This is a genomic window from Brevundimonas sp. ABV4_179 (assembly GCF_056311945.1).
The window spans coordinates 2,484,929-2,499,092 of the sequence record NZ_CM149976.1; the positions used below are offsets into that span (position 1 = coordinate 2,484,929).

Annotated in this window: 17 protein-coding genes, 2 tRNA genes, 1 other RNA gene and 1 pseudogene; 13 read left to right on the forward strand and 8 right to left on the reverse strand. The window is 65.5% G+C overall.

The window, feature by feature from the left end; translation table 11 throughout:
- Positions 1-4: 4 nt before the first annotated feature.
- Positions 5-1,054 carry a DNA cytosine methyltransferase gene (locus ACYX4P_RS12065; protein WP_292047560.1) on the reverse strand — a complete coding sequence of 350 codons (1,050 nt, stop codon included), beginning with the start codon at positions 1,052-1,054 and terminating at the stop codon, positions 5-7.
- 319 nt (positions 1,055-1,373) lie between these two features.
- On the opposite strand from ACYX4P_RS12065, the gene ACYX4P_RS12070 reads away from it, so the two are divergent.
- From ACYX4P_RS12070 to ACYX4P_RS12080, 3 genes and pseudogenes are all read left to right on the forward strand, one after another.
- Positions 1,374-1,622 carry a helix-turn-helix domain-containing protein gene (locus ACYX4P_RS12070; protein WP_312570817.1) on the forward strand — a complete coding sequence of 83 codons (249 nt, stop codon included), beginning with the start codon at positions 1,374-1,376 and terminating at the stop codon, positions 1,620-1,622.
- Complete coding sequence (locus tag ACYX4P_RS12075) at positions 1,567-1,932, forward strand: hypothetical protein (RefSeq protein ID WP_292047555.1); 366 nt, start codon at positions 1,567-1,569, stop codon at positions 1,930-1,932. Before ACYX4P_RS12070 ends, ACYX4P_RS12075 begins: the two co-directional genes overlap by 56 nt.
- A gap of 251 nt (positions 1,933-2,183) precedes the next feature.
- A pseudogene (locus tag ACYX4P_RS12080) lies at positions 2,184-2,555 on the forward strand (tyrosine-type recombinase/integrase); the annotation flags it as partial.
- Positions 2,556-2,781: 226 nt separating this feature from the next.
- Here the strand turns inward: ACYX4P_RS12080 and ACYX4P_RS12085 are convergent.
- A tRNA-Gln gene (locus ACYX4P_RS12085) sits at positions 2,782-2,855 on the reverse strand.
- 200 nt (positions 2,856-3,055) lie between these two features.
- Here ACYX4P_RS12085 and ACYX4P_RS12090 point away from each other — a divergent pair.
- Positions 3,056-3,132: transfer RNA gene (locus tag ACYX4P_RS12090), tRNA-Pro, on the forward strand.
- Positions 3,133-3,179: 47 nt separating this feature from the next.
- Here ACYX4P_RS12090 and ilvC read toward each other — a convergent pair.
- Positions 3,180-4,214: a ketol-acid reductoisomerase gene (gene ilvC, locus ACYX4P_RS12095; RefSeq protein WP_248116640.1), complete on the reverse strand. Its 1,035-nt coding sequence runs from the start codon at positions 4,212-4,214 to the stop codon at positions 3,180-3,182.
- Here ilvC and ACYX4P_RS12100 point away from each other — a divergent pair.
- The 3 genes from ACYX4P_RS12100 to ACYX4P_RS12110 all read left to right on the forward strand — a co-directional run bounded on the left by ACYX4P_RS12100 (position 4,213) and on the right by ACYX4P_RS12110 (position 6,055).
- Positions 4,213-4,755, forward strand: coding sequence for a DUF924 family protein (locus ACYX4P_RS12100; protein WP_248116642.1), 543 nt, complete (start codon positions 4,213-4,215; stop codon positions 4,753-4,755). The genes ilvC and ACYX4P_RS12100 overlap by 2 nt on opposite strands.
- A 167-nt stretch (positions 4,756-4,922) precedes the next feature.
- On the forward strand, positions 4,923-5,750 hold the full coding sequence (locus ACYX4P_RS12105; RefSeq protein WP_292047582.1) for a thymidylate synthase: 828 nt from the start codon (positions 4,923-4,925) through the stop codon (positions 5,748-5,750).
- Positions 5,750-6,055, forward strand: coding sequence for a phosphoribosyl-ATP pyrophosphohydrolase (locus tag ACYX4P_RS12110; protein ID WP_476069668.1), 306 nt, complete (start codon positions 5,750-5,752; stop codon positions 6,053-6,055). Before ACYX4P_RS12105 ends, ACYX4P_RS12110 begins: the two co-directional genes overlap by 1 nt.
- Here the strand turns inward: ACYX4P_RS12110 and ACYX4P_RS12115 are convergent.
- The gene (locus ACYX4P_RS12115; RefSeq protein ID WP_248116649.1) at positions 6,052-6,639 is read right to left on the reverse strand and encodes a hypothetical protein; all 588 of its coding nucleotides are present in this window, start codon (positions 6,637-6,639) and stop codon (positions 6,052-6,054) included. The two genes, ACYX4P_RS12110 and ACYX4P_RS12115, sit on opposite strands and share 4 nt — an antisense overlap.
- A gap of 56 nt (positions 6,640-6,695) precedes the next feature.
- Between ACYX4P_RS12115 and ACYX4P_RS12120 the strand changes: the two genes are divergently transcribed.
- A complete protein-coding gene (locus ACYX4P_RS12120; RefSeq protein WP_248116666.1) occupies positions 6,696-7,223 on the forward strand; it encodes a dihydrofolate reductase in 528 nt (175 codons plus the stop codon).
- Between the two features lie 47 nt (positions 7,224-7,270).
- On the forward strand, positions 7,271-7,552 hold the full coding sequence (locus ACYX4P_RS12125) for a YbjQ family protein (RefSeq protein ID WP_248116668.1): 282 nt from the start codon (positions 7,271-7,273) through the stop codon (positions 7,550-7,552).
- A gap of 22 nt (positions 7,553-7,574) precedes the next feature.
- Here ACYX4P_RS12125 and ACYX4P_RS12130 read toward each other — a convergent pair whose 3' ends face one another.
- Positions 7,575-8,672: an NADH:flavin oxidoreductase gene (locus ACYX4P_RS12130; protein WP_248116670.1), complete on the reverse strand. Its 1,098-nt coding sequence runs from the start codon at positions 8,670-8,672 to the stop codon at positions 7,575-7,577.
- A 78-nt stretch (positions 8,673-8,750) separates the two neighbouring features.
- Entirely contained in the window at positions 8,751-9,818 is a 1,068-nt protein-coding gene (locus tag ACYX4P_RS12135; RefSeq protein WP_248116672.1) for an Mrp/NBP35 family ATP-binding protein, read from the reverse strand.
- Positions 9,819-9,965: 147 nt separating this feature from the next.
- Here ACYX4P_RS12135 and miaA point away from each other — a divergent pair, with 147 nt between their 5' ends.
- The 3 genes from miaA to ACYX4P_RS12150 all read left to right on the forward strand — a co-directional run bounded on the left by miaA (position 9,966) and on the right by ACYX4P_RS12150 (position 11,690).
- Positions 9,966-10,775, forward strand: a complete 810-nt coding sequence (gene miaA, locus ACYX4P_RS12140; protein WP_248116674.1) for a tRNA (adenosine(37)-N6)-dimethylallyltransferase MiaA — start codon at positions 9,966-9,968, stop codon at positions 10,773-10,775.
- A 5-nt stretch (positions 10,776-10,780) separates the two neighbouring features.
- Positions 10,781-11,148: a transfer-messenger RNA gene (gene ssrA, locus ACYX4P_RS12145) on the forward strand.
- A 68-nt stretch (positions 11,149-11,216) separates the two neighbouring features.
- A complete protein-coding gene (locus ACYX4P_RS12150; RefSeq protein ID WP_248116676.1) occupies positions 11,217-11,690 on the forward strand; it encodes an SspB family protein in 474 nt (157 codons plus the stop codon).
- Between the two features lie 3 nt (positions 11,691-11,693).
- Here the strand turns inward: ACYX4P_RS12150 and ACYX4P_RS12155 are convergent, their stop codons facing one another.
- Positions 11,694-12,053, reverse strand: coding sequence for a RusA family crossover junction endodeoxyribonuclease (locus tag ACYX4P_RS12155; protein WP_248116678.1), 360 nt, complete (start codon positions 12,051-12,053; stop codon positions 11,694-11,696).
- A complete protein-coding gene (locus ACYX4P_RS12160) occupies positions 12,050-12,679 on the reverse strand; it encodes a peptidylprolyl isomerase (protein ID WP_312570810.1) in 630 nt (209 codons plus the stop codon). Before ACYX4P_RS12160 ends, ACYX4P_RS12155 begins: the two co-directional genes overlap by 4 nt.
- Positions 12,680-12,766: 87 nt before the next feature.
- On the opposite strand from ACYX4P_RS12160, the gene fumC reads away from it, so the two are divergent.
- On the forward strand, positions 12,767-14,158 hold the full coding sequence (gene fumC / locus ACYX4P_RS12165; RefSeq protein ID WP_248116681.1) for a class II fumarate hydratase: 1,392 nt from the start codon (positions 12,767-12,769) through the stop codon (positions 14,156-14,158).
- Positions 14,159-14,164: the final 6 nt, after the last annotated feature.

The following is a 14,164-nucleotide window of genomic DNA, read 5'->3' on the forward strand; positions in this document are numbered from 1 at the left end:
GGCGTCAGGCGCTCATCGCCAGCGGATTGAGCATGCGCATCACCATGCGCCCCAATGCGGCCGCCAGGGCGGGGGGCACGGCGTTGCCGATCTGCCGGGCGATCTGGGTCTTGTTGCCGACGAAGGTGAAGTCGTCGGGGAAGCCCATCAGACGCGCCGCTTCCCGGTGTGTGATCGGCCGGTCCTGATCCGGGTGCAGATAGCGGCCCTTCTCGGGCTTGAAGAACTCCGTGCGGATGGTGACGGAGGGACGGTCCCACCAGAGCCGGCCGAACAGGTCGGTCCCACCCGAGGTCTTGCGGACCCAGCAGTCCGGCGTCAGCTCCGGCGCATTGCGCTGAAGATCGAAGCGGTTGCCGCCCGGCGGCACGGCCTTGTAGCGCGCGATGCTGCGGGCGGTCGGCGTGCGGCCGAAGTGCAGGTCCATGGGCGCGCCGACGCCGATCTCGGTGCCGATCGGCTTGGGAAGGTCGCCGATGACCTGACGCACCGTCCGCCACGGCGGAAGGTTCAGTCCCTTGTTCGGTTCGGCATGGGTCGGACGCGGCGGGAAGTCCGGCTCGGCGATGCGCCGCCATCCGACCACGATGGTCCTGCGCCGGGTCTGCGGCGCGCCGTAGTCGGCCGCATTGACGATCGCCGCCTTGGTCTCGAAACCGAACTCAGCCGCCTTGGCGCGGATGGCGTCCAACTCCGGGGACCGGAACAGCTCCGCCACATTCTCCATGATAAAGACTCGGGCGTTCGATCGATTGGCGATCTCGAGATAGGGCTCCCACAGAGCCCTGCGGCTGTCACCGTCGCGTTTCTTGTTGAGCAGGCTGAAGCCCTGGCAGGGCGGACCGCCGATCACGACGTCCGCTTCGGGGATATCGGCCGTGAGCAGCCACTCCTCGATGTTCGCGCAGTAGGCTTCGCCGGGGAAGTTCGCCTTGTGCGTCTCCACGGCGGCGGCGTCGTTGTCCAGAGCAAGGATCGGCTCGATGCCTTCCTGACGGAAACCGAGCGACATACCGCCCGCACCTGAGAAGAGATCGATCAACCGATAGGACATGACGTCATTCTGCCTCTGGGAATGATTCGACGCACCATTACGACGTCCCCCTCCCTCCATACCCCAAAGGGGGCTCTCCCCGAAGGGCGGAAGCCATTCATCGACCACGACCACGCCGGAAACGGTCGCATCGATGCGAGCTCGGCGCGAGGGTCCACCGGAGTCTGCTCTTCGGACACTCAAGCGGGCTCTCCTCAGACCTCGCACCGGAGACCTGCGGGATGGTGCTCGGACCCGCGCGGGGCTCTGATTCGTCAGGGTCCGGCGGCCTCCCGAGCGTCTCGGAAGCCGAACCCCGATCATTCCGATGGAGCAGCCCATGGAGCCCCGCCTCCTCACAGAGCAGGAAGCCGCCGACTATCTCCGGCTGCCGGCGGCGACCCTCCGCAAGCTGAGCTTCGGTCACGTGCGTCTCGGCGCGCGACGGCGTTATGACCGCAAGGCCCTGGACGCCCATCTTGACCGGCTCGCCGGTCTGGATTCTTCTGGAGAACCTAAGGTGAACGAGGCCGATGCCGAACTCGACCGATTCATTGCCGATCACCCGGATGTTGCCGGGCGTGCATAGGGTCCGGCGCGCCAAGGCGAACCGGGTCTTCGAATACTGGTACGCGTGGCGCGGCGGTCCGCAGATCCTGGCGGCTGCGGCCTCCAATCCGAGGTCGCTGGCGCGCGAGGTCGCCCGCAAGGCGCCGACTGCGGCGGCGGCCTACCGGACCCAGGCGAGACCCGAGAAGCGGCCGGTCGATCATCTGACGCTTTACGGGCTCATCACCCGCTATCTCGAACTGATGACCGTGGACCGCAGTCTGGCCCCCGCACCAAGGTCGATCGTCGAAAGCACCTCGACGTCGTGCGCACGGAACTCGGCGAACTGACGCTGAACGCGCTCACTGCTCCCAAGGCCCGATCCTTCTTGCTCGGGTGGCGAGACCGGCGCGCCGCCACGCCGAAGACGGCCGACGAGCTGCTGGGCGCTCTGTCGCTGGTGTTCAACTGGGCTGTGAACCGCGGCGAACTAGCCCTTAATCCGGTAGCGAATTTTCCCCGCATCTATGAGGTCAACCGAGCGGAGATCATCTGGGAGCCTCATCATCTTCAGACGATCCTGGCGCATGCCGACCCGCCGGTGGCTGCGGCCATCCGGCTGGCGGCGGTCACCGGCCTCCGCAAGAACGATCTCATCGCCCTGCCCTGGAGCGCCGTGAAGGACAGCGCCATCATCTGGCAGACGGGCAAAAGCCGGGGTCGCAAGACGGTGGTGATCCCGATCACCGAAGACGTGCGCGCTGTGCTGGATGAGCTTGAACGCGGCGCCTGTCCGACCGTTCTGGCTACATCGGAGGGCGAACCGTGGACGCCGCCCGGCAACGGGCTCGACAGCGGGGTCAGGCGGGCCCGAGTGGACGCGGACGACGCCGCCAGGGCTCGCAACGGACCGGGCGCGACGGCCGGCCTTGAAGGGCTGCGGTTTCATGACCTGCGGGGCACGGCGGCGACGAACTTCATCCGGGCGGGCCTGCCGCTCGACGATGTCGCCACCATCCTGGGCTGGGAGCTGGATCGGGTGAAGGAGATCGCCCGCCGCTACGTCACCGGCGAAGCTATCGGATTGGGCATGATCGCACGGCTCGAAGAGGGCTGGAACAGACGGGCAACTGTAAAACCCGCTGTAAAACCCACCCCGCGTGGAGGGGCTCGAAGGCGCTCAAATGCAGTGAGGGCGGTGGCTGGGGAACTAGGACTCGAACCTAGAATGACGGTACCAAAAACCGTAGTGTTACCATTACACCATTCCCCAGCAGGACCGGCGTTTCCGCAGCGCTCTGTGCGGCGGAGGCGGTCAGATAGGCCAAACCGATTTGGGATGCAACACCCTCTTTCACGACTATTTTCGGTCTGTGCGAAGAAGGTCGAAATGGGTGCTTGCGGCCTCTCGAACCCATGGCTATAAGCCGCGTCCTCACTTCGGGGCGACGCCTTATGGCCCATCCCCACGGTCGGAGTGTGGCTCAGCCTGGTAGAGCACTGCGTTCGGGACGCAGGGGTCGGAGGTTCGAATCCTCTCACTCCGACCATCTTCTCCTTCGAGATTTCCGACGATCATGCGTCGCCCGACGCGCGGTCAATCATCGTTCGCCGCCGCCTCCATCGCCTGGCGCGCCACAGCGTTCAGATGCGCTCCGACCGACTCGATGGTCCGCAAGCCCAAGGCCGTTCGACGCGCCGTCAGATCGGTCGAACCGGCGTCGTAATCGGCCATCAGTCGGCGCACGAAGTCGCCGTCCTGAACCTCGACCAACACCTGATCCATCGCCTGTCGCGATTCCGGGCCGATGACGCGCGGGCCTGTCAGATAGGCGCCGTATTCCGCCGTGTTGGAAATCTTGGCGAAGGCGCCCGCGACGCCGCGTTCGTACATCAGGTCGGTCACCAGCTTGGTCTCGTAGAAGCACTCGAACCACGCCACCTCTGGCGGATAGCCGGCGGTCACCAGCTTCATGAAGGCCGCGTCGATCAGTTCGGCGATTCCGCCGCACAGCACCACCTGTTCGCCAAACAGATCGCTCTCGCACTCGTCGCGCATCGTGGTTTCAAGAATGCCCTTTCGCCCGCACCCCAGCGCCGCCGCATAGGACAGACCCAAGGCGTGGGCGTCGCCGGTGGCGTCCTGCTGCACGCCGAACAAGCAAAAAACGCCCTCGCCAGCCTCGTACAGGTCGCGGATGCGCGGCCCTATGCCCTTCGGCGAGGCCAGGATCACGTCCAGATCCGCGCGTGGTTCAACCAGTCCGAATCGGACCGACAGGCCGTGGGCGAACACCAAGGCCGCGCCCGGCCGCACGTTCGGCTCCAACTCGTCTCGCCACAGATCGCGGTGCGCCTCGTCGGACGTCATGACGGCCACCACATCGGCGCCCGCCGCCGCCTGACCGGCCGTCATCACCTCGAATCCATCGGCGCGCGCCAGATCGCGCGTCTTTGAGCCGGCCTTCAGCCCCACCACGATGTCGCTCACGCCAGAATCGCGCAGGTTCAGCGCATGGGTGCGGCCCTGACTGCCATAACCGATCATGGCCACGCGCTTGCCGCGAATGATCGAAAGGTCGCAGTCGCGGTCATGGAAGACGGGCAGAGGATTGGGTATGGTCTGGGTCATGGCCGTCTTCATAACCCCTTCCTCCGTCGTCGCCTTCTGGAAAGAGGCCGGACCCGAAAAGTGGTTCGCCAAGGACGATGCGTTCGACTCTCTTTTCCGCGAGCGGGGCCGCGACGTCCACTGGGCCGCCGCGCGGCGCGAACTGGACGACTGGATGGCGACGGCCGAGGGCGCCCTGGCGCTGCTAATCCTGCTGGACCAGTATCCGCGGAACAGTTTCCGCGGCACAGCGCATCAGTTCGCGACCGATCCGCTGGCGCTGATGTTCGCCAATCAGGCGGTGGCGCGCGAACTGCATCTGGCCGTCGAACCGGCGTTGAAGAACTTCATCCTGCTGCCGTTCGAACATTCCGAAAGGATCGAGGATCAGGACCGCTACATGGCTTTGATCGCCGGCGACGCGGAGTTGGAGAAGTGGGGCAAACTCCATCGCGACATCATCGTTCGCTTCGGCCGCTTCCCCCACCGAAACGCGGCACTGGGCCGTCAGACTACACCTGAAGAACAGGCCTTTCTGGACGACGGCGGATTCGGGGGCTGATTCGCCCACAAGTATCTCCAGCCCCTAGCGTATTGATAAAATTCAAGACGCGACCCTTTAGTTAGGAAGTTCTTAAGTGACTCAGCGCGGCCTTGGCCGAGGTTGGGGACATGATGATGGACGGCAGCGGGCAGTTTGCTACTGGATCGGACTTGAGGTCATCGCCCCTGAACGAGCCCCTATCCGCGCCGGCCGATCATCCTGAGCGTCAGTATCTAAATCTGCTGCACGACATCCTGAACAACGGCGTGAGGCGCGACGACCGCACCGGCACCGGGACCCTGGGCGTGTTCGGTCGCCAGATGCGGTTCGATCTGACCAAGGGTTTTCCTGTCCTGACGACCAAGAAGCTGCACCTGCGCTCCATCATCGTCGAACTGCTGTGGTTCCTGCGCGGCGAGACCAACATCGCCTATTTGAAGGATAACGGCGTCCGCATCTGGGATGAATGGGCCGACGCCGAAGGGGAGCTGGGGCCGGTTTACGGCAAACAGTGGCGTTCCTGGACCGCGCCCGACGGTCGGGTCATCGACCAGATCGAGAAACTGGTCCACGGCTTGAAGACCAATCCTAACAGCCGCCGCCACATCGTCACCGCTTGGAACCCGGCGGACGTGGACGACATGGCCCTGCCGCCCTGTCACTGCCTGTTTCAGTTCTTCGTCGCGGACGGCAAACTCAGCTGCCAGCTGTATCAACGCAGCGCCGACGTCTTCCTGGGCGTGCCGTTCAACATCGCCTCCTACGCATTGCTTACGATGATGCTGGCCCAGGTCGTGGGGCTGGAGGCGGGCGACTTCGTCCACACCTTTGGCGACGCCCACCTGTATCTGAACCATCTGGAACAGGCCGAGCTTCAGCTGACGCGCGAGCCCCTGCCCCTGCCGGTCATGCGGATCTCGCCCAAGACCGACCTGTTCGCCTTCGAGCTGAGCGACTTCACGCTGGAGGGCTATGAGGCCTGGCCGCACATCAAGGCGGCTGTGGCGGTCTGATGAACGTCAAGGACCTGCAGGCCGACGTCCTGCGCATTTCCGACATCTATGCGGCCGAACACGACATCGACCGTGATCGGGACTGGGCGATGTTGAAGCTGCAGGAAGAATTGGGCGAACTGACCGCCGAGCATCTGCGCCTGACCGGCCGTGCGCGGGGAGCGCCCGATACCCACGCGCTGGGCGACGAGGCGGCGGACGTGCTCGGGATGTTGCTGATCTACTGCGCTCGATCAGGCGTCGATCTGGAGCAGGCCATACGGCGCAAATGGCTGAAATGGCTGGAGCCGCAAGCCGCGCCCTAAACCTCCGGTGCAATCATGATCATCGGCTTCAGGCGCTGAACAAGGTCCTGGTCCGTCGTGATCCGATCCACCACGATGCGGTTCTTCATCATCCCCATCTGCATCGTGGCGCGGAAGGCGATCACCTCGCCGGGCGCGGCGATGAAGCCTTCCAGCGTCGGCTTGTTCTGCTTGCCGGCCAGGCCGCCGAACGCCATCGAAAGCTGGTGGCCGCCGGGCGCGACGGAGACGGCGGTGAAGCGCGGGCTCTTAAGCTGGGCCACGAACCGATCGTCCAGCGACAGATCCAGCCCCGCCGCCTTGCCCACGAAACCCTCGCGATAGACGATCAGCAGGGCCTGGTCGTGGGACTGGGGTCGGAACTCCAGCGTGGCCTGCTTCTGCTCCGGAGTCGCGGCCTTGCCCCGCTTCGTACCGACCAGATTGGCCATGATGTAGGCGGTGAACACGCCGAAGAAGGCGCCGGCCATGATTGGCAAAAACCCGGAACGCGCCCCCAGCGACGAGAAGAAGAACGCCAGGCCGAAGCTGACGGCGAAGCCGACCACCAAACCGATGATGATGGAGGGGATATACTTGCTCATGGCTGGGCTCGCGTTCATGGGTGGCCCACCTCAACGCAGCAGTACGGTCAAGGTTCTTGCCCCAGCCCATCATCTCCCTGGTTGTCGCGCGTGGACGCAACGGCGTCATCGGTCGGGACGGCGACCTGCCCTGGCGGCTGCGCAGCGATCTGCAGCGCTTTAAGGCCATCACCATGGGCAAGCCGTGCTTGATGGGGCGCAAGACCTGGGAGAGCCTGCCGCTGAAACCCCTGCCCGGCCGTCTGAACCTGGTCATGACCCGAGACGAATCCTACGAGGCCGACGGCATGGCCAAGGGCGCCCTGGTCTGCTCCACCCTGGACGAAGCCATCGAGATCGGACGCGAAACGGCCCAGGACGACGGCGTGGACGAAATCTGCGTCATCGGCGGCACGGCCCTATTCGCGGCCGCCCTGCCCCGCGCCAAACGCCTTTACATCACCGAGGTCGACGCCGCCCCCGAAGGCGACGCCGTCTTTCCCTCGTTCGACGAAACGGCGTGGGTCGAGGTATCGTCGGAGTCGCATCCGGCAGGCGACAAGGACGATCACGCCTTCACCTTCCGCATTCTCGAACGTCGCTAGGAGACTTCCATGTACGTGACACGACCAACGACCTGCCGGGCTTTCGCGTGACCCGCCACATCGGCCTGGTGCGCGGCGTAACGGTGCGTTCGCGCAATGCCATCTCGGACGCTATCGGCGGCGTGCAGTCCATGCTGGGCGGGCGCGTCGGCGCCTATGTCAAACTGGCCGAGGCCGGTCGCCAGGAGGCATACGACGAACTGGTCAAACACGCCGAGGCCCACGGCGCGAACGCCATCCTGGCCGTCCGCTATGACGCCACTGAGATCATGCCCGGCGTGACCGAGGTGTTGGCCTACGGCACGGGCGTCATCGTCGAGCCGGCCTGACCGGCTCGACGACGCTGAACGGTCAGGACAGGCTCATCAAGGCCGAACGTTCGAAGTTCTGAAGCTCATCGGTGCGGCCATCGCGCACCTTGGCCACCCATTGCGGATCGGCCAGCAAGGCGCGGCCAACGGCGACCAGATCGAACTCCTCCGCCTCCAGACGGCGCAGCAGGCCGTCCAGCGACGCGGGCTGTGACGCCTCGCCGCCGAAGGCTGCGATGAACTCGCCGTCCAGGCCGACCGAACCCACGGTGATGGTCGGCTTGCCGGTCAGCTTCTTGGCCCAGCCGGCGAAATTCAGATCGGAACCGTCAAACTCCGGCTCCCAGAACCGGCGTTGCGAACAGTGGAAGACATCGACCCCGGCCTCCGACAACGGCGACAGCCATTCGGACATCTGATCCGGCGTCTCGGCGATGCGGGCTGCGTAATCCTGCTGTTTCCATTGCGACAGACGCAGAATGACCGGAATGTCCTCGCCCACGCCGTCACGCACGGCCTTGACGACCTCCACGCCGAACCGGGCGCGGTCGGCGATGGTCGCCCCGCCCCAGCGATCTTCGCGCGTATTCAGCCCGCCCCAGAAGAACTGATCGATCAGATAGCCGTGGGCGCCGTGGATTTCGACGGCGTCGAAACCCAGGTCGCGCGCGGCGCGGGCCGAGCGGCCGAAGGCGGCGATCACGTCGGCGACGTCCTCTTCGGTCATCGGCTCGAACTTGGCCTTGCCCGGCGCGGTCATGCCCGACGGGCTGTCGACCTTGCCCAGCGGCTCCCACTCCGCGCCCTGACCGCGCGCCGAGCCGACGTGCCATATCTGCGGCGCGATCAGGCCGCCGGCGGCGTGGACCTCGTCCACCACGGCCTTCCATTGCGGCAGGGCCTCGCCGTGGAAGACAGGCACATTGACGTCATTGCGCGCAGCCGGCCGCTCGATCACCGTGCCCTCGGTCACGATCAGTCCGACGCCGCCCTCGGCCCGCCGACGATAGTAGCCGGCGACATCGGACGTCGGCACGCCATTTGGCGAGAAGGATCGCGTCATGGGGGCCATGACGATACGGTTAGGCAGGGTCAGCCCCTTGACAGTGAAGGGGCGAAACAGGGCGTCGACGCTCATTGGCTATCCTTGGCGATTGGCAGCACCCAAGGTGGCGAATAGGGTTGCCTTTGAAAACCCCCGGCCCGACGGATTTTTCTAAAGGTCGAGCGCAGAGGCCGTCGCCGCAGCGATGATGTCGAAACGGCTAGCCACGTCGCCCAGGGGATCCGCCGCCGCCAACGGTCGTCCCGCATCGCCGGCCTGACGCAAGGCGGCGTCCAGCGGCAGGTCGCCCAGGAAGGGAATGGACAGCCGCTCCGCCTCGGCCTCTCCGCCGCCGCGACCGAAGACGTCGCCGCTCATATTCTCGATCAGGCCCAGGGTCGGCACGCCCACCTTCTGGAACAGGGTATGCGCCCGTCGCGCATCGGCCAGGGCCACCTCCTGCGGGGTGGAGACGATCACCGCTCCGTCCAGCGGCGTCTTCTGGATCAGGGTCAGTTGAACATCGCCCGTGCCAGGCGGCAGGTCGATGACCAGGACGTCCAGCGGGGCCTCTGAAGTGCCCCACCGCGTTTGGCTCAGCATCTGGGTTATGGCCTGCGACGCCATGGGTCCGCGCCAGATCATGGCGTCGTCCATCCTGGTCAGCAGCCCGACCGACATGGCTTTCAGCCCATGCGCCTGATGCGGGATGATGGCGCCATCCTCATAAGCCGGCTGACCGGAGACGCCCAGCATGGTCGGCAGCGACGGCCCATAGACATCGGCGTCCAGCACGCCGACCGACAGACCGCGACGCGACAGGGCGACGGCCAGATTGACCGCGACCGTCGACTTTCCCACCCCGCCTTTCCCGCTGGCCACCGCCAGGACGCGCCGGACGTGGGCGGGACGATCTGTCGGAACGGGCGCCTTGGGCCGTCCCTGATCGACGGCCGCTTTCGACAGGCCGGCCGTGCGCGGCGCGGGCGCCGACGCCGCTTCCGCCGTCAGGATGACGGACACTCGCGCCATGCCAGGAATAGCCTTCAGCGCAGCCTCGGCCGCATCGCGCACCGGGGCGTAGGCGGCCGCCTGGCGACGATCGACCTCCAGCGCGAAACCCGCGCGGTCGTCGGTCACGACCAGGCCCTGGACAAGGCCGGCGGCGACCAGCCCCTGGCCCGACAAGGGGTCGATGACGGCGTCCAGAGCGGCGATGACGGCGGTGCGTTCGACCAAGACGATCTCCCAGAAGGCTTGCAGGCGATAAGGCGCGCGTTCTATCGCCGTCCAAGCCCTGCCGCGAGCCTCGATTTGCCCAAACCGCCATCCGTCACCTTGCTCGCCGGCCCCACTGCGTCCGGCAAATCCGCGTGGGCGTTGAAGATGGCGCTCGAAACCGGCGCGGTGATCATCAACGCCGACAGCCAGCAACTCTACGCCGACCTGCGCATACTGACGGCCCGCCCCTCGCCCGAGCATGAGGCGCTGGTCGACCATCGGCTGTATGGCGTGGTCGATGCGGCCGAGGCCTGGTCGGTCGGCAAATGGAGCCGCGCCGTTCTCGATCTGCTGGCCGAACTGCGCGACGAAGGCCGTCCGGCCATCCTGGTCGGCGGCACTGGCCTCTACTTCATGGCGCTGACGCGCGGTCTGGCCGAGATTCCCCCGGTGCCGTCATCGGTGCGTGACAGGACCGAGGCAGACTATCTGCAGGACGGCGAGGCCGCCTTCCGCCAGCGATTGGCCGAGGTCGATCCGGCCTCCGCGCTCGCCATCGAACAGGGCGACCGCCAGCGGCTGGTGCGGGCCATGAGCGTCCATGCCGCCACGGGCCGCACCATCAGCGCCTGGAAGGCGGAGACCCGGCCCCTCCTGTCGCCAAGCGACTGGACCGGCCTGGTGATCGAACCTGAGCGGGCGCGGCTTTACGAAAACTGCGACCGCCGCGTGGACCAGATGATGGACGAAAGCGTGCTGACAGAGATTCGGGCCCTGATGCAGCGGAACCTGGACCCCACGCTGCCCGTGATGAAGGCTGTCGGTCTGCGGGAACTGACCGCGCATCTATCGGGCGAAACCGACATCTCGACCGCCGTCGCCGCCCTGAAGCAGGCGACCCGAAATTACGCCAAGCGCCAGTTGACCTGGTTCCGAAACCAGACCGCGGAATGGTCGCGAATCCAAGGCCCTTAGACAACGCGCTTGGAAAGCGTCCGCCATCGCCCTATATTAGAACCGTCCGGTTTCGGCCGGACTATGGCGATAAACGCGCTTGTAATAAGCGGACCGGACCCGGGTGCGATTCCCGGCGGCTCCACCAACTTTCTCCCCGCGTTATCGGCGGAGGCGACATGGGGCCGACTAGCATCGACGGACGTGTAAAGAGGATTGCTTTCGCTCGTCCTGGCCCACCGTATCGGGCCATTTTCTAACTGCGAACGATAACTTCGCTGGAGAAGTCGCTCTCGCCGCGTAATGCGGTTCGGGTGATTTCGAACCTTAAGTCCTAGGGGTTCAGATCCTTGGGCGGGGCCTGTCGGGAGCCTGGCAACAGAATCCCGGCGCTTTACCGTAATGACATCTATCGTCCGCGCCCCAGCGCCGCTATCAGTCGCGCTCTGTTGCGAGGTGACGATGAGCGACCAGACCCCTCCGGTCGATGAGATGCAGTATGAGCGGCTGGCGCACGAGGCCCTTCGTGGCGTCATGCGCGCGGCGTTGGAACGGGTGCTGTCTGACGGCCTGCCCGGCGCACATCATTTCTACATCACCTTCAAGACCCGCGCTCCGGGCGTCAGCGTCGCCCCCGATATCCTGGCGAAATACCCCGACGAGATGACGGTCGTTTTGCAGCATCAGTACGAGGACCTGCGCGTCGAGGCGGACAAGTTCTCCGTCAAGCTGCGCTTTGGCGGCATGCCCAAGAGCCTGGTCATCCCCTATTCGGCCGTCACCCGCTTCTACGATCCCAGCGTGCAGTTCCTGCTGCAGTTCGAGGAGCCGGAGATCGTCGAGGTGGTCGAGGAAACGCCGGCCCCGCCCCACGACCCGTCGCCCGCTTCGGATGGCCCCAAGGTCGTCTCGCTGGACCAGTTTCGCAAGAAATAGGCGTCAGGGCCGACGCGGATAGGAGCGGATCACGATCCGCTCTCTGTCGCCCTCGTGCCGCTCGACCAGAAGCCGTGCGACCTGAGCGTCGTCGTGGAACAGATAGCCCTTGATCGAATCCAGCAGCGCCTTGGCCAGATTGTCCAGGTCCATCCACGGCGGTTCGCCGACATGCTCCATGCGGATTTCCACGACATGGTCGCCCCAGGAAGGCCGCGCGCCGCGCCACTCCTTGCGCATGAACTCATAGACCAGCGGCTTGTAGTATTTGGCCTGGGTCGTCAGGCCGTCGATCACGATCTCGACCGCGTCGCCGTCTTCGCGCGCCCTGACCTTGCCGGTCCCGATCCAACCGGCGGTCAAGGGCGTAGGCCCGCCGTGCAAACCTTGGGCGAAGGGTCCAGAAGTCGAGCCGAGCGGATGGCGACAGGCGGGATCAATCGTTCTTGGGCGTCGGCTGGCATCTTTTGTATTCGCCGCGCGACATCAAACCCCTGGATCACCTTACCAAAGGCGGCGAAACCCTGACCATCGGGATTACGCATCCCGCCAAAGTCGAGACTGGGCGTATCCTCGATCACGATGAAGAAACTGGAGGTGGCTGTGTCCGGCCCATCACGCGCCATCGACAGGGTTCCGGCGGTGTGGCGCAGGCCGGTGTCTCGCGTTCGCTCCAGCACGATGGGCGGACGCGAGTCGTCGTCACTGCCGCGCGGGGTCGCCGCCTGGATCACATCGATGGGGTGGGGATTGGCGGTATTGGTCGACCGGACGACGGTGCGGAAGAAACTGCCGCCGTCATAGTCCCCGAAGACGACATAGCCGATGAAGTTGCAGGCCGTCACCGGCGCCGCCGCGGCATCCAGCGCCAACACGATCCCACCGGCAGACGTCTCCAGGGCCACGCGGGGACGCTGTGGATCGACCTGGGTCGTCGCACAGCCTGCGAGCGCCAGCAGCGCCGCAGTCGCCATCGCCTCTCGCCTCATGGCCGTCCCCTCGCCTTGCCCTGCATGACGACCGTGCTACACCGCCGCGCAACCCATCGCCACGCCTGACAGACGAGATTTCCGCCCATGAGCAACGTCCGTATCGAAACCGACACTTTCGGCCCCATCGAGGTCGCCGCTGATCGTTACTGGGGCGCCCAGGCGCAGCGTTCGCTGGGCAACTTCAAGATCGGCTGGGAAAAACAGCCCCTGCCAGTCGTGCGCGCGCTCGGCATCGTCAAACGGGCGGCCGCCGAAACCAACCGCGACCTGGGCAAGCTGGACCCCGCCCTGGCGGAAGCCATAGTCAAGGCCGCCAACGAGGTCATCGAAGGTAAGTTGAACGACCACTTCCCGCTGGTCGTCTGGCAGACGGGTTCGGGCACCCAGTCGAACATGAACGCCAACGAGGTGATCTCGAACCGCGCCATCGAGATCCTGGGCGGCGAGATGGGCTCCAAGAAGCCGGTCCACCCCAACGACCACGTGAACATGAGCCAGTCGTCCAACGACACCTATCCCACGGCCATGCACGTCGCCTGCGCCGAACAGGTGGTCAACGACCTGCTGCCCGCGCTGAAGCACCTGCACGCTGCGCTGGACGCCAAGGCCAAAGCCTGGGCCCACATCATCAAGATCGGCCGCACCCACACCCAGGACGCGACCCCCCTGACGCTGGGTCAGGAGTTCGGCGGCTATGCCCAGCAGGTCGAGAACGGAATCAAGCGCATCGAACAGACCCTGCCCGCGCTTATGGAACTGGCCCAGGGCGGCACCGCCGTCGGCACGGGCCTGAACGCCCCCATCGGTTTCGCTGAAAAGGTCGCCGCCCAGATCGCCGAGATCACCGGCCTGCCCTTCACCACGGCGCCGAACAAGTTCGAGGCCCTGGCCGCCCACGACGCCATGGTCTTCAGCCACGGCGCCATCAACACGGTCGCCGCCTCCCTGTTCAAGATCGCCAACGACATCCGCTTCCTGGGCTCCGGCCCGCGTTCGGGTCTGGGCGAACTGGCCCTGCCGGAGAACGAGCCGGGTTCGTCGATCATGCCGGGCAAGGTCAACCCGACCCAGTGCGAAGCCCTGACCCAGGTCTGCGTCCAGGTGTTCGGCAACAACGCCGCCCTGACCTTCGCCGGATCGCAGGGCCACTTCGAACTGAACGTCTATAACCCCGTGATGGCCTACAACTTCCTGCAGTCGGTGCGTCTGGTCGCCGATGCGGCCATCAGCTTCACCGACAACTGCGTCGTCGGCATAGAGGCGCGTGAGGATAATATCGCGCGCGGCCTGAACAACTCGCTGATGCTGGTCACGGCGCTGAACGGCAAGCTGGGCTATGACATCTGCGCCAAGATCGCCAAGACGGCGCACAAGAACAGCACCACCCTGCGCGAAGAAGCCGTAGGCGGCGGCTATCTGACCGACGCCGAGTTCGACGAGGCCGTCCGTCCCGAGAAGATGATTTCCCCGGGCTGAGCCTCG

Excerpts from the sequence above, each read along its gene's own strand:
- ACYX4P_RS12065 (WP_292047560.1), bottom strand. The coding sequence starts at position 1,054 with ATGTCCTATCGGTTGATCGATCTCTTCTCAGGTGCGGGCGGTATGTCG.
- ACYX4P_RS12070 (WP_312570817.1), top strand. The coding sequence starts at position 1,374 with ATGGAGCCCCGCCTCCTCACAGAGCAGGAAGCCGCCGACTATCTCCGG.
- ACYX4P_RS12075 (WP_292047555.1), top strand. The coding sequence starts at position 1,567 with ATGCCGAACTCGACCGATTCATTGCCGATCACCCGGATGTTGCCGGGC.
- ACYX4P_RS12100 (WP_248116642.1), top strand. The coding sequence starts at position 4,213 with ATGGCCGTCTTCATAACCCCTTCCTCCGTCGTCGCCTTCTGGAAAGAG.
- ilvC (WP_248116640.1), bottom strand. The coding sequence starts at position 4,214 with ATGACCCAGACCATACCCAATCCTCTGCCCGTCTTCCATGACCGCGAC.
- ACYX4P_RS12110 (WP_476069668.1), top strand. The coding sequence starts at position 5,750 with ATGAACGTCAAGGACCTGCAGGCCGACGTCCTGCGCATTTCCGACATC.
- ACYX4P_RS12115 (WP_248116649.1), bottom strand. The coding sequence starts at position 6,639 with ATGAGCAAGTATATCCCCTCCATCATCATCGGTTTGGTGGTCGGCTTC.
- ACYX4P_RS12130 (WP_248116670.1), bottom strand. The coding sequence starts at position 8,672 with ATGAGCGTCGACGCCCTGTTTCGCCCCTTCACTGTCAAGGGGCTGACC.
- miaA (WP_248116674.1), top strand. The coding sequence starts at position 9,966 with ATGGCGCTCGAAACCGGCGCGGTGATCATCAACGCCGACAGCCAGCAA.
- ACYX4P_RS12150 (WP_248116676.1), top strand. The coding sequence starts at position 11,217 with ATGAGCGACCAGACCCCTCCGGTCGATGAGATGCAGTATGAGCGGCTG.
- ACYX4P_RS12160 (WP_312570810.1), bottom strand. The coding sequence starts at position 12,679 with ATGAGGCGAGAGGCGATGGCGACTGCGGCGCTGCTGGCGCTCGCAGGC.
- fumC (WP_248116681.1), top strand. The coding sequence starts at position 12,767 with ATGAGCAACGTCCGTATCGAAACCGACACTTTCGGCCCCATCGAGGTC.